Origin of the sequence: Wolbachia endosymbiont (group A) of Anoplius nigerrimus, assembly GCF_947251795.1 — a bacterium.
In the GTDB taxonomy this organism is placed as follows: domain Bacteria; phylum Pseudomonadota; class Alphaproteobacteria; order Rickettsiales; family Anaplasmataceae; genus Wolbachia.
In genome coordinates, this window is the sequence record NZ_OX366385.1 from 430,974 (window position 1) to 450,015 (window position 19,042).

The following is a 19,042-nucleotide window of genomic DNA, read 5'->3' on the forward strand; positions in this document are numbered from 1 at the left end:
CAGTTGAATGGCTATTTTATAATGAATTTTGTCAGTAACTGCCAGATTTTTTCGGTTGCTATGCAACAAAGCCAAACGGAATCGAAAAGTGCAAAGGTATTACGATGAGCATATCTACAAAGAACGTCATTTGATTGAGTGTTTTTTTGGTAAAATTAAAAATTTTAGGCGCATTTTTTCCAGATTTGATAAAACTGCTGAGGTTTTTATGGGTTTTCTCAATTTTGTTGGAGCTCTTGTATGGCTTCTCTAAAATTTTGTCCACAGAGCCTAAGGAATATAGCAGAAAAATCACCAATAGTAAAGCTAGCATATGATGAGTTAGACAAGTTTAGTTGGGAAGAAGAGGATCTTGCAGCATACGAAGAAAGAGTATTGAGTGTACAGAAAGAAGCTGCTATTTGGGAAAAACGTCTTGATGATGCTACTGAAAAAGGCATCCTAATCGACGAAGAAAAAGGTGAAATGAAAGCTAAAATGGCAGTGGCTAAAAACCTACTTAAAGCTGGCATGTCTGTCGACTTAATAGCTGAATCTACTGGCCTCCCTCAAGCTGAAATTGCGCAACTCAAGAAAGAAATATCACAGTGATCTTTGTAGCTGCTTGTCTACTGTTGAATCACTTAAATAAGTTTGAGGTTCATTGCCTGCTTTTTCTGGTAACTGACTCTTTGACCAACTAGCGCTAGTAAGAGAAACAGCAGCAAGTATGCAATTAATTGTTCCTTTAACCAACCATTCTAATACAGATCGTTTTGGCTTACGCGTTTGCTCTGCATCTTTAACTTCACGATCCGAGCCTATGAAAGGAATTGTTTTAGTTGCTTGTACCACTTCTTCCACATTCTTGCCATTTTTCAAATTCTCAAGATATTCTCTAGCTGTTATACTCACTTCTTCTTTATCTATAAGATCCTGGAATTTTTTGCTACTTAAATTCATATCAGCGTTAATAAGTAACGGTACACTGCCTTCTACATTAACTTTAGTTCCAAAATCATATAACTGTACTCTGGATAATTCTTGACCATTAACCTTAATAAGACCAAGCTCCTTATCTTGCTCCGCTAGAAGTTGATGCTCTGTTTTAAATCCCTTTGCTAGAATTTGTTTATCTTCACTGGATAGTAGCTTATTAGCTCGCTCAATATCGAAGTGTTCAACAAGAAAGCCTTTTTCTCCTACTTCATAGCTAGCAAATTCTGTTGCTTTTTCTACAACTTTCATAAGCTGATCAACGCTTTTTAATCCAGAAACAAATGCCGTATTACAATCAAAATAAGCATAATTATTACCAGTTCTATAAATAGCAACAACGTGATCACTTGTTACTAAGTGAATAGCAAAATCACCTTTAACTCTAGCTATATAATTTGATAAATCACCAAGCGTTTTGTAGCCCTTAGCACGTATTAAGTTTGAAGGTAGACTATTTGTAGAGGAATCTAATTGCTGATCAAAATCATCAAGTAATTTACTTAAAGCAAAAATCTCCTCTTTTTCCCTTTCAGATAGCTGTTTACCTTGAGCTATACGCTCATAAACTTTAGCTGAATTCTCTAAATTACTTAAAAATGATCCGTCACTCTGTAAAAATAAAGCTTGGGATAAGCCACGTGTAATCTCTACACATCTACCATCAATCTCAACCCCACGTGCTTTAAAAGAAGATAAATAAAGCCCTTGTTTCACTGGTTCAATAGATGACGCAAACTTTGATAAGTGTGAAAACACTTCTCGTTGCCTCTTGCTGTAGTGTACTGACTGTATTTGTTTTTTCCTTGTTCCTCGTCTCTGGGATAAATCTCTTGAGCTACCTGCTACTGTGTCTAAAATTTTATCATCTTGTCCGTTCTTACTTTGGTTAGTGATACCCTTCCGGGTTTTTCTCTTAATTTTAGAATCACCTTGTTGTAAACTACCCAAGTTTTGTTCTTGCTCCGTTCTACCAGATACGCTACTCGGGTTAAGACCTGGATTGGTTATTTTATCTTCTTCACTAATATTCTGCTCATCTAAGAAAGCAGAAGGAGCTTTTTTAACTTTTTCTACTTTTTTATATAGTGTATTAAGTATCGTATTCGGTGAGTTATTTTTGATAAGATTATTTAAATAATCTGTTTTGCTTCCTGCTTTATCAAAACAAAAACCATGCAATTTTTCAAAGGCAGGACAAATACTAAGTCCTACTCTATGTAACACCCTAGATAAATTTTTTGGCGTAAAAAGTTTTTTCTCGGCTAAGAAGTGATTTAAATAATTTTCTTTATTAAAACATAATCTATGAAAATTTCTTAAAATATAAGTGGCATTATTTCCTGCCATGGATAATATACTGGATAAATCACTCGGGCTAAAACTTGCCTGATAGAAATCATCTAAAGGCTGCGTTCTGTTTCCTGCCTCATCAAAACAAATATCATGAAAATCTTTTAAAGCAGAACAAATATTAGCTCCTGCTCCATGCAATATCTCGGATAAGTTTTCCGGCATAAAACCTTCTTTTAAGAAATGACTCAAATACCCTTTTGCTTCTCCTATAAAACAAAAATCATGAAATTTTTCTAAACTATCCGCTGCCGCACTCAATATGCTGGATAAATCACCTGGCCTAAAACCTGCATTATAGAAATCATCTAAAAGTTCTGTTCTTTCTCCTTCGTCATCAAAACAAACACTATGCAATCTTTCTAAAATAGAGGAAGCACGTATTCCTGTTCCACATAATATAGAGGATAAGTTACTTGGCCTGAAACCTGCATTATAGAAATCATCTAAAAGTCTTGTTCTTTCTCCTTCGTCATCAAAACAAACATTATGCAAATTTTCAAAAGCATCTTTAGCTTTAGCTCCTGCTCCACCTAAAATGCCAGATAAACTAGGCATCATAAAACTTTTTTCCCCATCTTTTTCCTTAATAAAATGCTTTAAATGCTGTTCTTTATTTCCTTGTTCATCAAAAAAAGTATTATATAGTTCTTTAAAAGCTTTAGGAGCATTAGATCCTGCTCCATTCAAAATACTGGACATTTGAGCTAGACCTACTCCATTGTCTTTTAGAGTTTTTAAATATTGTGTTTCATTTTCTTGCTTATCAAAATAAAGATCATATAACTCTTTAAAAGTTTTAGGAGCATTAGATCCTGCTCCATGCAAAATACTGGACATATTAGCTAGATTCATCCCCTTTTTTTCTAGAGTTTTCAAATATTGTGTTCTATTTCCTTGCTTATCAAACCAAAGATTATATAACTCTTTAAAAGCTTTAGGAGCATTAAATCCTGCTCCACCTAAAACACTAGACATATTAGTTAAATTTATTTCTTCTTTTTCTAAAATTTTTAAATATTGTGTTTTGTTTCCTTGCTTATCAAACCAAAGATCATATAACTCTTTAAAAGCTTTAGGAGCTTTAGATCCTGCTCCATGTAAAATACTGGACATACTAGACAGATTTATCCCCTCTTTTTCTAGAGTTTTTAAATATGGTGTTTTGTTTTCTTGCTTATCAAACCAAAGATCATATAACTCTTTAAAAGCTTTAGGAGCATTAGATCCTGCTCCACCTAAAATACTAGACATATTAGCTAGGTTTATTTTTTTTTCTTCTAGAATTTTTAAAAGTTGTGTTTTGTTTCCTTGCTTATCAAACCAAAGATCATATAACTCTTTAAAAGCTTTAGGAGCATTAGATCCTGCTCTACTTAAAATATTGGACATCTTAGCTAGATTTATTCCTTCTTTTTCTAGAGTGTTTAAAAGTTGTGTTTTGTTTCCTTGCTTATCAAACCAAAGATCATATAACTCTTTAAAAGCTTTAGGGGCATTAGATCCTACTCCATTCAAAATATTGGACATCCAAGCTAGACCTACTCCATTGTCTTTTAGAGTTTTCAAATATGGTGTTTTATTTCCTTGCTTATCAAACCAAAGATCATATAACTCTTTAAAAGCTTCAGAAGCTTTAGCTCCTGATCCATTCAAAATACTGGAAATATTAGACAGATTTATCCCCTCTTTTTCTAGAGTTTTTAAATATGGTGTTTTGTTTTCTTGCTTATCAAACCAAAGATCATATAACTCTTTAAAAGCTTTAGGAGCATTAGATCTTGCTCCATTCAAAATACTGGACATTCGAGCTAGACCTACTCCATTGTCTTTTAGAGTTTTCAAATATGGTGTTTTATTTCCTTGCTTATCAAACCAAAGATCATACAACTCTTTAAAAGCTTTAGGAGCATTAGATCCTGCTCTACCTAAAATACTGGAAATATTAGACAGATTTATCCCCTCTTTTTCTAGAGTTTTTAAATATGGTGTTTTGTTTTCTTGCTTATCAAACCAAAGATCATATAACTCTTTAAAAGCTTTAGGAGCATTAGATCCTGCTCTACCTAAAATACTGGACATATTAGTCAGATTTATTCCTTTTCTTTTTAGAACTTCTAGATATTTTGTCCCTTCTCCTGTAATTAAAAAATCTAAAAACTGATTAAATGCAGGTGTTCCTTCTCTACCAACCACACTTTTAGCAAATTTTATTTCTTCGTTAGACAAATCCTGTCTAGGTTCATCTTGTAAATCACTAGGAAATACCGAATCTTCATTACTAGTAACATTTACATCCATGCGCAGCCTCTTTGATACTGTACCATCTTTGTCTGTAACAGAACGCCCCTGTTTTCTACTCGTTTTACGATTTTTCTTACCTGAACTCCTCGAATGACTACCTTGTTCATGTGAGGAGTTTTCAGTATTTTGCAATGGTAACATAAAAACCTCTTGTTGTCGCTAGTCGCATAGTAGCAATAAAAATCAGCAAAGTAAAGTCATTTTTTTATGACTAGTAGCACTACTTTTCAATAGATATATATTTTCATACTCTTTATCATTAAATTAATAATATAGTCACTTTTATTTAATTAAAAATAACAAGCGTGAGAGCTTTTCGTTTTGGGATGCGTTGGTCTACCAAGTGTACCGTTCGAACTTTTCTTTATAATAATTCTACTATACTATAAAGTCAGCTATATTAGCCTACTTTAACCAAATTTATATATGAACTAGTTTGCCTAGCTTTGTTGTAACAATTTTACGTTTTTATTTACACAACCCTATTTTTACGCAACGTGTTCTCACAAATATACGTACTTTTTTGCATTTTTGAAGAGAGTCAACAATTAAAACTTTTGTGACACTAATTGGTTTACGTTTCTGCTAAAAATATTTTTTCAAAAGTAGTTGTGTTATAAATTCATTATGGTATGCTAACTCAATATTATTTTAGGGGGTTCTTATGTTATTACCAATAGCAGCTGGAGGTGCACTAGTTGGTGGAGTTTATACTATATATAGACAAAGTACAATCATATCAAAACTAGAAGCTCAAAGTAAGCAAATATCAGAAAATCATGAAAATCAGTTAAAAGCAATTGAAGAAAAGTATTCTTCTTTACTTAAAGCAGCAGCCAAAGAGAAAGAAGAGTCAATGAAAAGATCCGAAGAAGAAAAAGAAGGGTTAGCGGTATTAGTAAAAAAGATGGATGAAGAAGGAAAAGAAACAGAGGAAAGATATCAGGAATTATTGAACAAAATGGAGCAAGAAAAAGAAGATTTAATCAAAAAAACAAACAAAGAGAAAGCAGAGCTCAAAGAATTAATTGATGCAGTCGTTCAAGACAGAAAAGAATTAATAGAAAGGTCTGAGGAAGAAAAAGAAGATTTAAAAGAATTAATAAAAAGAATGGATGAGAATAATAAAAAAACAGAAGAGAAATATCAAGAATTAATTAATAAAATGGAGCAAGAAAGAGAGGAGTTAGTTAAGCAAATGCATAAAGAGAAGCAAGGCCTCAAGGAATTAATTGAGACAATGGCTAAAGAAAAAAATGAGTTAATTGAAAGAATTGATAAGGAAAGAAATGAGGATAAGCTAGTTAATCAAGAATTACTTGCAAAGATGAATACAATTCTTTGTCTTCCTGGCGTGAATGCTGTAATACAAAAATGGGAAGAAGCAGGAAATATGTATATATCGAACCATATTCAATCTAGTAATGAAGGTGAATCAAGTAAAACTGTTTCAAAATTACAAGATGATAATAGTTCAGAATGTGAATCTAACATAGAGATAATTGAAAATCCAAGTACTGATATAGATGAAGTAAAGCTAAGCAGTAGCTGCCAAGGAATGAGTAAATAGTTTAACCGAGAAAGTAATGCTGCCTTTTTTACTTATAAGCATATTGCTTTCTCTCTTCATTCTACTACTAATCTATTGTTATTTGAAATGGAAAAGAGGAAAAGTTATGTCTGAAAATTTTGAGATTGATATTGAAGTTGATCAACAGGAGCAAGGTTCAACAGCAGTAGATCATATTACGCTCGAGGATACACTAAAGCTACTGAAGTCTGATGGGTTATTATCTGATCTTGATAATGATCTACACAAAATTCGTACGGGAAAGAAAGCTATAACAGATCATAAGGAATATTTTAAAACGCAGGTTGATAGTAAGCTTAAAAAGCTCTGCACGATATATCATCCTGACTCAGTACGAAGGCGAAATGGATCTGGAGAAGAAGTGCTGAAAGCAACAGCAGTGCAGGCAAAAATAAATCCCGTGCGAGATATACTAGGGCACTTTAATGAAAACTTTTCTCAATATGATGACTTTAAATATAGCTATTTTAGTAAAGTAGAGGTTAATTTGTTAGGTAATGAGGAAAAATTAAGACAAGTAAGCTATACTGTACTAAATAAACTAGGTGAGTTGTCTTATATCAAGCATGAGAAGTTAATACCTAATCTGAATCAATTTTTAAAATCAGGGCAAAGTAGCACGAAAGGATTTATCTCAGGTAGCTTTAATAAATTTCTTAAGGAAAGAAATAATGTTGAATTTTATTTTCGAGAATACTTATATGCTTACAAAGAATTATTCATTGATCTAAAGTCATTTTATGAGCTGTGTAAAGAAGATAATTATATGAAGCCCATTGCAGCTCAAATGTTAAATGAGTGTAGTACTCAGGGTAAAATATTGACTAAAATTGACGACTTTTTAGGTCAAAGTGAATTTCAACACAAGATGTTAATCAACGCAAACAACTTAATAAAATGTGGGTATCCTTATTGCATTAATAATCAAGAAGATTATCAAAAAGCAGATAAGTATTTTACTCTGCCATTTATAGAATATATAAATATTTTAGCTATATGCCATAAGGTTTATTTAACTCAAGAGCCTAGAAGTATAAATTTACTAGCATCATGGGTGCTATCGTTTACGACAGTTTGTAGTACCTCTAAAAATAGTGAAGTTATATGCAAAGCTAATAATGAAGTTATTGAAAATTTAAACGATCTTTTATCATTACATAGACTTTCTCATCACCTTTTGGCTTATTATTGCTATGGTAATGAAGCAAGTAGGGAATCGGCAGCTAAGTCTTTACATATTGACTCATTGAATAAAGAATATGCACTGCAGTTACTCGTTCAAGTGATCGATGTATACTCAGGCTATCTGGAAAGGGAGTTTCCGCCTGAAAAGGATTTTTATGAAAGGATTTTAGAAGTGCAGATGAATTTTTTAGAGACGATGGATAGTCTATACAACGAATTTTACAAAAAAATGGATAAACATGGTGAGCAATTTCTTAAAGAAGATTTAGAATTTCATAGACAAATCGATGGACAAGATTCAGAGCGTCGTCAGTTAGTTTCAGGACTTCTAGTAAAACGTATGGAACGTAGAAAAGCAACTTTTGCAAAAATAGAAAAAATGACAAATGGAAAAATATCTGAAAGTACTAAAGAAGAACAACAAAACAAAACCAGTTGCAGCTCACCTAGCCAACAATGTCCTAAAAATCAAGCTGGTGACCAGCTAGGCTCTGTGGACAAAAAATATGAAAAGAGAGAAAAAGATGGTAGTTTAGCCTAATAGGTAAAAAATGGAGAAACTACCATATGCAATATTACATCAAAGAGGAAAATTGGAAACAAATTTTAGAGTTCATAAAAAGCGTAAAAGGAATGCACAGCAAAGATGAAAAACGTTTAAGAATATTCATAGAGGCAGTGTGGTACATAGTGCGAAGTGGTTGCCAATGGAGACTTTTACCAAAAACTTATGGTAATTACAGGAGTATACATAAGCGATTTAAAAGATGGTGTGAAAGAGATGTCTGGAAAAAATTGCTTGAATATACTAAACAAGAGCCTGATTTAGAAGTTGCTATAATCGACGGTACGATCATCCGAGCCCATCCATGTTCATCTGGATATACAAAAAACTCCAAGGATCAAGAAGCTTTAGGGAGGAGCAAAGGTGGCTTTACAACTAAAATACATGCGCTTGTCGATGCACTTGGAAATCCACTTAAATTTACTCTGACTCCTGGTCAAAGAAATGAAATTACGCAGGCACAAGTGTTGACCGAAAGTATCTATAACTCTACTGTAGTAGCTGACAAGGGCTACGATAGCAATGCCTTTGTTACAAGTCTTGAAGACAAGGGATGTACAGTAGTTATTCCGCCAAAACGGAATCGAAAAGTGCAAAGGTATTACGATGAGCATATCTACAAAGAACGTCATTTGATTGAGTGTTTTTTTGGTAAAATTAAAAATTTTAGGCGCATTTTTTCCAGATTTGATAAAACTGCTGAGGTTTTTATGGGTTTTCTCAATTTTGTTGGAGCTCTTGTATGGCTTCTCTAAAATTTTGTCCACAGAGCCTAGAATAGAGGGTTTAATAAAAAAACGTTATGGCTAAAACTTCTTTTCTTGAATTTTCTTAATATAATCAACAGAAAGCCCTGTTATTTCAGCAATAACATCAATAGAAACACCCGCCTTGAGTGAATTTTTAGCCACAGCTATTTTAGCTTTCATTTCACCTTTTTCTTCGCCGATTAGGATACCTTCATCTCTAGCATCATCAAGACGTTGTTCCCAAATAGCAGCTTCTTTCTGTACACTCAAAACTCTTTCTTCGTATGCTGCAAGATCCTCTTCTTCCCAACTAAACTTGTCTAATTCATCATATGCTAGCTTTATTATTGGTGATTTTTCTGCAATATCTTTTAGGTCTTCATCTGTAGTATCTTCTGCATACCGGAAAAAAAAACACCACCTTTCTACTGTGCTCTCTAGTTGCTCTACTTTGTTCTTTGTAAATTTCGGCAACTCAATAAAGACGAATTGAAAATCTTTTAAGTAATGGCCGTTAGTCTTTATATCACGTATATTGTGAGTAGAAATATACTCAACCTCTGTAGGAAATAGCGTACTGTTAGAAATAGCGATAAAGAATACTTTCTTAAAATCAATGTAATTGCCAGATTGTCTTGAGTAAGCTTTAGAAGCATAAAGTTGTGCACGTTTTTCAAAGCACTTGTCCCTAGCGAGCTGCATTTCCGCAATATATCTATTCCCGAAAGAATCCTTACAGAGGACATCAACAATACTTTGTTTATCAGAAGCAATCTCAGGATCCATAATAGTGCTAAGAAACTTAACATCTTGAATTGTGTTAACACCAGTAAAGCCTAAGATGTCATTCAAAAAGTGGATAAGAATATTCTTATTTTTTTCAGTGCCAAACACTCGTTTGAAGGGCAGGTCAAATTTAGGATCGAGGAACTTAGAAAAAGTCATAAGAAAGAACCTTAAAAAGCATTAATAATTATACACAATTCTGAAGAAATGTTCAAGTTTTTTATTTTTTTAAGTTTTGAATGCGTTGATGAAAAAAATGTCTTCCATAGATGGCTTTAGAATGCTACTATGCACCTTAGAGGTTTTTTGTACATCTTTTATTAACCCTGCTGTAAAGTACTTTAAAAGGCCAGCAAATGGATACCATGATCTGTCAAGGACCATTTTTAACGCTTTTTGGTGCAAGAGCCTAACAAAAGTGCGAGCGTCATCGAGCTCTCACACCTTTCATAATAAAGAGCTTGAAGTCAACATTTTCATAGTAAATTTATGCTCACCTGTGTAATAATGTGTAGTTTATTTCTGTTAGCGGCATGACAAAACGTACTACTATCTCCATAAGATACGAAATAGCGCAGAATGTAAGAAGCTGGATATTAAAGCGAAAATATACCCAAAAAGATTTAGCAAATAAAACAGGTATAGAATACTATACGCTGCTAAGGTATGTAAAAGGAAAATGTGGCATTCCAACTGAAAAGTTAAAACGTATAGCAAAGGCATTGTCAGTTCCTATTAGTAATCTACTTCCTCCACCAAGAGAAGACAGTTGTTTTGATAAAGATAAGTCGCAGGAGACGTACGATTTCATGGGAAAATACATGAAAACAAAGGGGAGAGAACCGCGCAAGGCAATTAATGCATTAACCAAATTTATTCGAGCTCAAGAGGAAAGTGATGTAAAAGCAGCAAGAATAAGAATGGCAAAAAATATGCTCGAGTTAGAATTTGATGCTGATATTATCTACCAAGCAACAGGCTTATCAATAGATGAATATGATAACAAAGAGCTAGTTGTCTGTAAGCGTCACAAGGAAGGACAAGAGATGAAGAAATGGAGGATAATAAGGGAATATACTCAAGAGGAATTGGCAAAAGAGCTCGGTGTAGCGCATTCACAAATACATAACTATGAACAAGGAAAGAGTACCTTTTTAAGCGAGGTGGCATGTAAGGTTGCAGAAATATTATCAGTGGATGATAAAGATCTGATAACGGAAGAAGATTACTATGAAGGTGAAGACGAGGAAGCGGAAAATGAGCTATTAAGTTTGACGAGAGAATTCAAAAGAATTGATAATCAGGAATCAAGAGATGAACTGAACATACTAATAGAATTTTTGTCCGAAAGAAGGCAAATCTACAGAGAAAAGATCGACAAAGCAGAAGGGATAAAAGTAGCAAATAATCTACTTATACTAGGTATTTCTGTTGATGCTATTTCTTCAATCACTGGCTTATCTAGTGAGAACCAATCCTGAGCTTATTTTTTAAGAGTACGGCGACATCGCTTAAAGAAACCAATAATTATTAATATCTTCTATCTTTTCACAAAAAAAAATAAACAAAAAAAATCGAAAAAATTGACTTGACTTCCGCCAAAATAGATGGCTTTATGCCAATACTACTAAAGAAACAGTAGTAAACATTTAAAAATTATTAGTAACTAATTTTAGGTATATTTTATGAATAATAAGAATAAAGACGAAAATGAATTTATAGAAGAAATAAAGAGAGTAAAACAAAGCGGAGGAGAGGCTCTACTAGATCATGAAATAGTTGTAATGCTTCTAAGTTCAGTTCATGACAAAGCACAAGCTCAAGCTATTGCTGGAAAGCTAATGGATACTTGTAAAGGAATAGGAGGAATTTTGGGCCGAGAAATGTATGAGCTGAAACTAATAGATGGGGTAACTGACTCTGCAGTTGCAGCGATTGAATGTGTTAAGCAAGCTCCAAAGAGGGCACTAAGAGAGGATTTAAAGAAAGGGCCTGTAATGGATAATTACGCAAAACTCGTAGAATATATAAGGGTAAATATAGGTCTATCAGCAAAGGAAGCTGCAATGATAATTTATTTGGATAAGCAGTACCATTTGATAGAAGATGAGGTGCACATGGGTACAATAGATGAAGTATATATTTATGAAAGGGAAGTAATAAAAAAGGCACTAACAATAGAGGCAAAATCAATAATACTGTCGCACAACCATCCAGGAGGAAGTTTAAAGCCATCCAAGGAGGATAAAGCTGTGACGAGTGAATTAGCGGCAGCATGTCAAGGCATGAGAATGGAGCTAGAGGATCACATTCTTATATCAGGTAAAAAACATTTCAGTTTTAAGAAAAACGATCTGCTTTGCTAAACTTATATTGAAAAGAGTTGCATAATATAGAATGCTCATTTATAATATCTATAATATTCACATGGTGAATTAATAATAAAGCAACAAATGACGATGTATACTTAGATAATATTTTAATATTGGAGGTTTATATGAATAATAAAGTAATTGTACCTTTTAAAGATAAAGAGGGAAATACGTACGAGTTAACCATAGATCTTGACAGATTGTCGAAAAATGGAATATTGGATGCTATTAGAGGTATGAGTCGTACCATCAAGCAGTCCACAAAGGAAACTGATAACGATCTAAGCAGATTAGCGGGAATATTGGATGCTATTGAAAAGCAAACTGATAAGAAAAACCCGTTGTCTGTCCTTTTAAGCAAAGTCATGAATAAGAAGGCTAAGGATGTAAAGACTGAAGGTATGCCTTCCCCTCGTGACAAGTCAATCAATTTTGGAGAAGGACGTGGATTTTATAACACAAAATCTTTAAATCGTCAAAGCTTAAACCCATTTATTCCACCTCTGAATAAGATAGAGCTAGGCTCTGTGGACAAAAAATATGAAAAGAGAGAAAAAGATGGTAGTTTAGCCTAATAGGTAAAAAATGGAGAAACTACCATATGCAATATTACATCAAAGAGGAAAATTGGAAACAAATTTTAGAGTTCATAAAAAGCGTAAAAGGAATGCACAGCAAAGATGAAAAACGTTTAAGAATATTCATAGAGGCAGTGTGGTACATAGTGCGAAGTGGTTGCCAATGGAGACTTTTACCAAAAACTTATGGTAATTACAGGAGTATACATAAGCGATTTAAAAGATGGTGTGAAAGAGATGTCTGGAAAAAATTGCTTGAATATACTAAACAAGAGCCTGATTTAGAAGTTGCTATAATCGACGGTACGATCATCCGAGCCCATCCATGTTCATCTGGATATACAAAAAACTCCAAGGATCAAGAAGCTTTAGGGAGGAGCAAAGGTGGCTTTACAACTAAAATACATGCGCTTGTCGATGCACTTGGAAATCCACTTAAATTTACTCTGACTCCTGGTCAAAGAAATGAAATTACGCAGGCACAAGTGTTGACCGAAAGTATCTATAACTCTACTGTAGTAGCTGACAAGGGCTACGATAGCAATGCCTTTGTTACAAGTCTTGAAGACAAGGGATGTACAGTAGTTATTCCGCCAAAACGGAATCGAAAAGTGCAAAGGTATTACGATGAGCATATCTACAAAGAACGTCATTTGATTGAGTGTTTTTTTGGTAAAATTAAAAATTTTAGGCGCATTTTTTCCAGATTTGATAAAACTGCTGAGGTTTTTATGGGTTTTCTCAATTTTGTTGGAGCTCTTGTATGGCTTCTCTAAAATTTTGTCCACAGAGCCTAGGGTTTTTAGCAAATTTTAGTCATCGCTACGAAATAGGCATTGACCTTGATTTGTCTCCTAGAAACTCACATGTTGCATTTCTTGTACGTCATCAAGCAGAAAGAGAAAATATTCCTATTGTTATTAATCTTGCTATATTTGACACACCGTCAGATGTTGCATTAAACTGTGCCATAGGCTACGCTGGAAGGTTACACAATTCTTCATTTATACCTATTCATACCACATCAGAGCATACTGTTTGTGTTGGATTAAATTTTGATTTAAATCGAATTCCTTTTAGGGTTGATACAGTAGGGCTTCAACAGGGTAGGTTTCCTTTAGTACAAAGATTGTTTGAGTATATAGAAGATGAAGAGGTTGGAGAGAATATTAGAGATTTCTTGCTTCAACATCTTCCTGGTGAAATACCAAGAAATGCAGAGAATTATAACAGAATATTTGATTGTATAACTGGTTTTGCTTTTGGGAGTAGTGCTTTTGCTAGAGAGTATTTAGAGCTGGAAGAAGGAGAAGATCGAGTACGTGTAAGAAAGTATATATTTAGATACGGTGATGGAGATTTAAGAAGACATACTTTAACTATGGTCTTTTATGCTCAGGGTTATAATATAGTTACACTTCATATTAGAGCTTACGATGCGCAACAGCAAGAAGCTATCGATTTACAAACTCTTAATGTTAATAGAAATAATGTTCATGTATGGGAAGTTTCATGCACACTTAATGACCAATTTGAGCTAGATATTGATCAACCAAATGACCTTGGTTTATATCACGATTACCAAAATAATAATGCAAATAATTTTCTTGATGGTGATCTTGTACAAGTACCTAATGCTGAAAATGTACATGGTATTTCAGAAAGGGTTATGAATGATGGCTGGAAAAATGTAGGTCAGCATAGAGAACTATTTCAAGAGATCTCTGGAGCATTGATGCCACTTAGGGACGCAATAAATGTTAATAGTGAGGATAAGTTTCGTTCTATACTACATGGTACATTTTATGCTAGTGATAATCCTTATAAAGTGCTTGCTATGTATAAAGTTGGTCAAACATATAGTTTGAAAAGGGGTCAGGAAGAAGAAGGAGAAAGGGTAATACTCACAAGAATTACAGAACAGAGATTAGACCTTTTATTATTAAGGCAACCTACAGAAAATGATCCAGATACTCATCCAATTGGATATATATTAAGATTTGCTGGTAATGCAGAAGAAGTAGCACAAAAGGAGAATAACGCAAAAGATCGAACAAAAGAACTTATGAACAAGCAAAGAGGATATTTGCTTATTACTTCTGGAAATGAGGTGGTTTTATTTCCTCTTATATTTAATGCAGGTGCAGAGAGAGTAGAAGGTCTTATATCTATTCCAGAAGGAATAGGAAGAAAAGAGTATGTACATAGACTTGATCGTGGTGGTCGTGACTCAAGACCAGGAGTATTAGTGGGACCTGAAAGTGTTATTGATGAAAATCCACCAGAGGGTCTATTATCAGATCAGACTCGTGAAAATTTAATAAATTATATTCGAGAAAATCCCGGACGGAACCGGATTTTACCGTTTGATCTAGGTGATAATCGATGTGTTAGTATTATTACCTTCGAAGGTAGTATACAACAACTCCTAGAAATACTAAGGTCAAGAATAAGGGGAGGTGATAATTCCATTCCTACAGCACAAGGAATAAGAAGACAAATAAGAGATATTCTTGGAAATCAAGGGATAGAAGTAAATGATCTACTTACACTAGAATTTGCGACGAGAAATGGACATTATGATTACTGGCTTCAACAAATTGATATAGCTCACGCTGGAAGATTGCGATATCAGCTTCGTACTGAAGGTAATCACACTTTTGAAGTAGCTAATTTGGCAAGGAATGACGGTAACGAGGACATTGTTAGAGTATTAACTCAATTTAGGGAAAATGAAGAACAACAGCGTTTAACTTTAATCATTACTTTAAATAATACTCATTGGGTTACACTAGTGATTGAACGTCAAAATGGGAACTATGTTGGGTACTATGCTGATTCAACTGCTACTGCTGTTCCAGGTGGTATTACCGATATCATTCAAAATAACTTAGGAAATAATATCAGGATTAATAATGTTTCTGTTCGTCAGCAAACAGATGGTTGTAATTGTGGTTTATGGGCATTAGAAAATGCTAGGCTCTGTGGACAAAATTTTAGAGAAGCCATACAAGAGCTCCAACAAAATTGAGAAAACCCATAAAAACCTCAGCAGTTTTATCAAATCTGGAAAAAATGCGCCTAAAATTTTTAATTTTACCAAAAAAACACTCAATCAAATGACGTTCTTTGTAGATATGCTCATCGTAATACCTTTGCACTTTTCGATTCCGTTTTGGCGGAATAACTACTGTACATCCCTTGTCTTCAAGACTTGTAACAAAGGCATTGCTATCGTAGCCCTTGTCAGCTACTACAGTAGAGTTATAGATACTTTCGGTCAACACTTGTGCCTGCGTAATTTCATTTCTTTGACCAGGAGTCAGAGTAAATTTAAGTGGATTTCCAAGTGCATCGACAAGCGCATGTATTTTAGTTGTAAAGCCACCTTTGCTCCTCCCTAAAGCTTCTTGATCCTTGGAGTTTTTTGTATATCCAGATGAACATGGATGGGCTCGGATGATCGTACCGTCGATTATAGCAACTTCTAAATCAGGCTCTTGTTTAGTATATTCAAGCAATTTTTTCCAGACATCTCTTTCACACCATCTTTTAAATCGCTTATGTATACTCCTGTAATTACCATAAGTTTTTGGTAAAAGTCTCCATTGGCAACCACTTCGCACTATGTACCACACTGCCTCTATGAATATTCTTAAACGTTTTTCATCTTTGCTGTGCATTCCTTTTACGCTTTTTATGAACTCTAAAATTTGTTTCCAATTTTCCTCTTTGATGTAATATTGCATATGGTAGTTTCTCCATTTTTTACCTATTAGGCTAAACTACCATCTTTTTCTCTCTTTTCATATTTTTTGTCCACAGAGCCTAGAGATACCGCGGCGGTATGACGATAAGACACAAAGCCTAATGGAAAAAACTGCGAACGCCAGTGAAAAACATAGCAATTTTATTTTCATTTGCAGTTTTTATCACATCTTGATCTTTCAGCGAGCCGCCGGGCTGAATTATAGCTGTAATTCCATGTTTTGCACTTTCTACTATGCTATCTGGGAATGGAAAAAATGCATCTGAAGCAAGCACTGCACCTTTACATTTTTCACCTGCTTTTTTCACTGCAATGTTCACACTATCTATTCTGCTTGTTTGCCCTGCGCCGATGCCAATAGCACAACCATCTTTTGCTATAACTATTGCGTTGGATTTCACATGTTTACATATTTTCCAGGCAAAAATAAGATCTTCCTTTTCTTTTTCTGTTGTAGTGCACTTTGTTACTTGTTCTGCTTTTATTGTGTGGTCATTATTTTCTTGCACCAAAAACCCACCAACAACATTTTTAGTTTGGTATTTCACATTTTGTTGGAAAGATTTATGAATAATCACTCTTAAATTTTTCTTTCTTTGCAAAATTTTTAGTGCTTCATTGCTGACTGAAGGTGCTATCACTACTTCCAAAAATATCTCGTTTAATTTTTCTGCTAGCTTTAAATCTATCTCCCGATTTAAAGCTACTATACCACCAAAACTGCTTACTTCATCACACGATAGAGCTTTTTCATATGCCTCCAAAGCACTATTACCAACAGCAGCGCCACATGGGTTATTGTGCTTTATTATCACTGCTGCAGGCTCTTTAAACTCAGAAATTATGTTAAGTGCGGACTCTATATCTACTATATTATTATAACTCAACTCTTTCCCATGTATTTTTTCTAGCGGATATTTGGTGAATTGATTGCTATAAAATGCAGCTTTTTGATGAGGGTTTTCACCATACCTTAATTCTTGTGCTTTATGCCCATATAGTGCGAAAAACTCTGGCAACTCATTATTTTTACTCTGGGATAAAAACCAACTGTGAATATTAGAATCGTAGTGTGCAGTGAGAGCAAATGCTTTGGTTGCTAAATATTTTCTATATTCCAATGTTGTTTCATTGTTATTTTTTATCATCTCAGCTTTTAGTGCTTCGTAGTCTTGAATGCTAGAAATAACTGAAGTAAAACGAAAGTTTTTTGCTGCAGCTCTAATTAACGCCACTCCGCCGATATCAATTTGTTCTATAATTTGCTCTTCATTTGAGCCGCTACTTACTGTCTCCCAAAATGGGTATAGGTTAGTTATAAGCAGGTCTATTGGCTCAATACCTAGATTTTGTATTTCCGTTTTGTGTTTTTCTCTATTGCAAAGTATTCCTCCATGAATTTTAGGGTGTAAAGTTTTTACTCTACCACCCAGTATCTCTGGAAATTGTGTGTAATCTGAGACCTCTTGTGTTTTTATTCCTGCACTAGATAGCGTTTTATAAGTATTTCCCGTTGAAAGAATTTCTATTTGTTGCTGCATTAAAAACGATGCAAGATCAATTATATTCGTTTTATCGTATACTGATATTAAAGCTCTTTTTATTTTCATTTTTATATGGAAAGTTTTTTAAAATTATATCTAAGAAAAAGGAATTTGTCTATATATAGCTACTACGTCATACCGCCACGGTATCCACAACTGTACGAACATTGTGATACAAGAGACCAAGAAAGATGTCATCCCAGTGCCCAGACACTGGGATGGCTTTGTTGCATAGCAACCGAAAAAATCTGGCAGTTACTGACAAAATTCATTATAAAATAGCCATTCAACTGTTGAAGAAAAAATATGCCACAAAAAATGAGAGTCAGTAACCAAAACGAATATAACAAATTTCTAGAAAAAAGAGGAAATATTTTTCGTTATATCAACGAAGCCATAGAAAATTGGTATGAAATTGGGCCAAAAATGCAGGGTGGCAACAATATTTACAGCAATAAAGTGGTGATTTTGATACATATAATAACCCATCTATTCAGAATAGGTTTGAGGCAAACAGTTGGATTTATAGCAGGATACCTTGAGCAAATTGGGAAAAATTTGCAAGTTATCAGCTATTCTCAGGCTTCAAGAAGGTTTAAGAAACTTAATATTAAGATAAATGATTGCAGAATTGATAAAGATAATATGGAAGATATCGAAATTGCTATAGATAGCACAAGCATCAGCATTTATAACAACACTCCTGGCCACAGCAAGGAAAATAGCGAAAATAGAAAGTATCGCAGCTATGAACAAGTAAAGAAACTACACGTAATGTTGAATATAAACAGCAAAAAAGCCATAGCTGCAAAATACAGCAGCGGAGTTTATTCAGATCACTATGGAGCTTGCGATTTGTTAGAAGAAGTTCATGCTGTAAAGGTATTATATGCGGATAGAGCATATGACAGGCATAAGCTTTACGAATTATGTAACAAGTTTGGTATAAAGACAAAAGTTCTTCCGAAAAACAACGCAACAGAGCACCAAAAATTGGATTACATGGATGATAGAAATGCTGCTGTTAGACTAATAAAGTCATATGATTGCATAAAAAAGTGGAAAGAAGAAGTAAATTATGGAAAGAGAGCTCACATTGAAGGGTTTTTCTCAAGATTAAAGCAAATATTTGGATTCAGCTTTAGGAATAAGTCCGAAGTAAATCGTGGAAAAGAACTACTCATTAAGTGCTATTTGCTTAATCAATTTACTGACATTGGTATGGCTAAATTCGAAATGGCTACATGAATTTATCGTAAATTACTACCGCA

15 protein-coding genes are annotated in these 19,042 nt (G+C 34.0%); 11 read left to right on the plus strand and 4 right to left on the minus strand.

What is annotated here, in order from left to right; all coding sequences use genetic code 11:
- Nucleotides 1-55: 55 nt before the first annotated feature.
- A complete protein-coding gene (locus OPR26_RS02285; protein WP_406827559.1) occupies nucleotides 56-253 on the plus strand; it encodes a hypothetical protein in 198 nt (65 codons plus the stop codon).
- Nucleotides 241-591, plus strand: a complete 351-nt coding sequence (locus tag OPR26_RS02290) for a hypothetical protein (RefSeq protein ID WP_265016116.1) — start codon at nucleotides 241-243, stop codon at nucleotides 589-591. The genes OPR26_RS02285 and OPR26_RS02290 overlap by 13 nt, the downstream gene beginning before the upstream one ends.
- On the opposite strand, the gene OPR26_RS02295 is transcribed toward OPR26_RS02290, so the two are convergent.
- Nucleotides 583-4,773, minus strand: a complete 4,191-nt coding sequence (locus OPR26_RS02295) for a hypothetical protein (protein WP_265016117.1) — start codon at nucleotides 4,771-4,773, stop codon at nucleotides 583-585. The two genes, OPR26_RS02290 and OPR26_RS02295, sit on opposite strands and share 9 nt — an antisense overlap.
- A 523-nt stretch (nucleotides 4,774-5,296) precedes the next feature.
- Here OPR26_RS02295 and OPR26_RS02300 point away from each other — a divergent pair.
- From OPR26_RS02300 to OPR26_RS02310, 3 genes are all read left to right on the plus strand, one after another.
- The gene (locus OPR26_RS02300; RefSeq protein WP_265016118.1) at nucleotides 5,297-6,202 is read left to right on the plus strand and encodes a hypothetical protein; all 906 of its coding nucleotides are present in this window, start codon (nucleotides 5,297-5,299) and stop codon (nucleotides 6,200-6,202) included.
- A 106-nt stretch (nucleotides 6,203-6,308) separates the two neighbouring features.
- Nucleotides 6,309-7,949 carry a hypothetical protein gene (locus OPR26_RS02305; protein ID WP_265016119.1) on the plus strand — a complete coding sequence of 547 codons (1,641 nt, stop codon included), beginning with the start codon at nucleotides 6,309-6,311 and terminating at the stop codon, nucleotides 7,947-7,949.
- Between the two features lie 26 nt (nucleotides 7,950-7,975).
- A complete protein-coding gene (locus tag OPR26_RS02310) occupies nucleotides 7,976-8,728 on the plus strand; it encodes an IS5 family transposase (RefSeq protein ID WP_264702259.1) in 753 nt (250 codons plus the stop codon).
- A 51-nt stretch (nucleotides 8,729-8,779) separates the two neighbouring features.
- Here the strand turns inward: OPR26_RS02310 and OPR26_RS02315 are convergent, their stop codons facing one another.
- Nucleotides 8,780-9,667 carry an Rpn family recombination-promoting nuclease/putative transposase gene (locus OPR26_RS02315; RefSeq protein ID WP_265016120.1) on the minus strand — a complete coding sequence of 296 codons (888 nt, stop codon included), beginning with the start codon at nucleotides 9,665-9,667 and terminating at the stop codon, nucleotides 8,780-8,782.
- A 374-nt stretch (nucleotides 9,668-10,041) separates the two neighbouring features.
- On the opposite strand from OPR26_RS02315, the gene wmk reads away from it, so the two are divergent.
- The 5 genes from wmk to OPR26_RS02345 all read left to right on the plus strand — a co-directional run bounded on the left by wmk (nucleotide 10,042) and on the right by OPR26_RS02345 (nucleotide 15,489).
- On the plus strand, nucleotides 10,042-10,989 hold the full coding sequence (gene wmk, locus OPR26_RS02325) for a WO male-killing family protein Wmk (RefSeq protein WP_458694442.1): 948 nt from the start codon (nucleotides 10,042-10,044) through the stop codon (nucleotides 10,987-10,989).
- 204 nt (nucleotides 10,990-11,193) lie between these two features.
- Nucleotides 11,194-11,874: a JAB domain-containing protein gene (locus OPR26_RS02330; protein ID WP_265016121.1), complete on the plus strand. Its 681-nt coding sequence runs from the start codon at nucleotides 11,194-11,196 to the stop codon at nucleotides 11,872-11,874.
- A 131-nt stretch (nucleotides 11,875-12,005) separates the two neighbouring features.
- A complete protein-coding gene (locus OPR26_RS02335) occupies nucleotides 12,006-12,455 on the plus strand; it encodes a hypothetical protein (protein ID WP_265016122.1) in 450 nt (149 codons plus the stop codon).
- A gap of 26 nt (nucleotides 12,456-12,481) precedes the next feature.
- A complete protein-coding gene (locus tag OPR26_RS02340) occupies nucleotides 12,482-13,234 on the plus strand; it encodes an IS5 family transposase (protein WP_264702259.1) in 753 nt (250 codons plus the stop codon).
- The gene (locus OPR26_RS02345; RefSeq protein ID WP_265016123.1) at nucleotides 13,222-15,489 is read left to right on the plus strand and encodes a hypothetical protein; all 2,268 of its coding nucleotides are present in this window, start codon (nucleotides 13,222-13,224) and stop codon (nucleotides 15,487-15,489) included. Before OPR26_RS02340 ends, OPR26_RS02345 begins: the two co-directional genes overlap by 13 nt.
- On the opposite strand, the gene OPR26_RS02350 is transcribed toward OPR26_RS02345, so the two are convergent.
- Both OPR26_RS02350 and purH read right to left on the minus strand, forming a co-directional pair.
- Nucleotides 15,455-16,207 (minus strand): IS5 family transposase, encoded by a 753-nt coding sequence (locus tag OPR26_RS02350; RefSeq protein ID WP_264702259.1) that lies wholly within the window; start codon nucleotides 16,205-16,207, stop codon nucleotides 15,455-15,457. The genes OPR26_RS02345 and OPR26_RS02350 overlap by 35 nt on opposite strands.
- A 118-nt stretch (nucleotides 16,208-16,325) precedes the next feature.
- Nucleotides 16,326-17,837, minus strand: coding sequence for a bifunctional phosphoribosylaminoimidazolecarboxamide formyltransferase/IMP cyclohydrolase (gene purH / locus OPR26_RS02355; protein WP_265016124.1), 1,512 nt, complete (start codon nucleotides 17,835-17,837; stop codon nucleotides 16,326-16,328).
- Nucleotides 17,838-18,077: 240 nt separating this feature from the next.
- Between purH and OPR26_RS02360 the strand changes: the two genes are divergently transcribed.
- Nucleotides 18,078-19,019, plus strand: a complete 942-nt coding sequence (locus tag OPR26_RS02360) for an IS5 family transposase (RefSeq protein WP_265015625.1) — start codon at nucleotides 18,078-18,080, stop codon at nucleotides 19,017-19,019.
- The last annotated feature ends 23 nt before the right edge of the window (nucleotides 19,020-19,042 follow it).

Excerpts from the sequence above, each read along its gene's own strand:
- OPR26_RS02290 (WP_265016116.1), top strand. The coding sequence starts at position 241 with ATGGCTTCTCTAAAATTTTGTCCACAGAGCCTAAGGAATATAGCAGAA.
- OPR26_RS02295 (WP_265016117.1), bottom strand. The coding sequence starts at position 4,773 with ATGTTACCATTGCAAAATACTGAAAACTCCTCACATGAACAAGGTAGT.
- OPR26_RS02300 (WP_265016118.1), top strand. The coding sequence starts at position 5,297 with ATGTTATTACCAATAGCAGCTGGAGGTGCACTAGTTGGTGGAGTTTAT.
- OPR26_RS02305 (WP_265016119.1), top strand. The coding sequence starts at position 6,309 with ATGTCTGAAAATTTTGAGATTGATATTGAAGTTGATCAACAGGAGCAA.
- OPR26_RS02310 (WP_264702259.1), top strand. The coding sequence starts at position 7,976 with ATGCAATATTACATCAAAGAGGAAAATTGGAAACAAATTTTAGAGTTC.
- OPR26_RS02315 (WP_265016120.1), bottom strand. The coding sequence starts at position 9,667 with ATGACTTTTTCTAAGTTCCTCGATCCTAAATTTGACCTGCCCTTCAAA.
- wmk (WP_458694442.1), top strand. The coding sequence starts at position 10,042 with ATGACAAAACGTACTACTATCTCCATAAGATACGAAATAGCGCAGAAT.
- OPR26_RS02330 (WP_265016121.1), top strand. The coding sequence starts at position 11,194 with ATGAATAATAAGAATAAAGACGAAAATGAATTTATAGAAGAAATAAAG.
- OPR26_RS02335 (WP_265016122.1), top strand. The coding sequence starts at position 12,006 with ATGAATAATAAAGTAATTGTACCTTTTAAAGATAAAGAGGGAAATACG.
- OPR26_RS02340 (WP_264702259.1), top strand. The coding sequence starts at position 12,482 with ATGCAATATTACATCAAAGAGGAAAATTGGAAACAAATTTTAGAGTTC.
- OPR26_RS02345 (WP_265016123.1), top strand. The coding sequence starts at position 13,222 with ATGGCTTCTCTAAAATTTTGTCCACAGAGCCTAGGGTTTTTAGCAAAT.
- OPR26_RS02350 (WP_264702259.1), bottom strand. The coding sequence starts at position 16,207 with ATGCAATATTACATCAAAGAGGAAAATTGGAAACAAATTTTAGAGTTC.
- purH (WP_265016124.1), bottom strand. The coding sequence starts at position 17,837 with ATGAAAATAAAAAGAGCTTTAATATCAGTATACGATAAAACGAATATA.
- OPR26_RS02360 (WP_265015625.1), top strand. The coding sequence starts at position 18,078 with ATGCCACAAAAAATGAGAGTCAGTAACCAAAACGAATATAACAAATTT.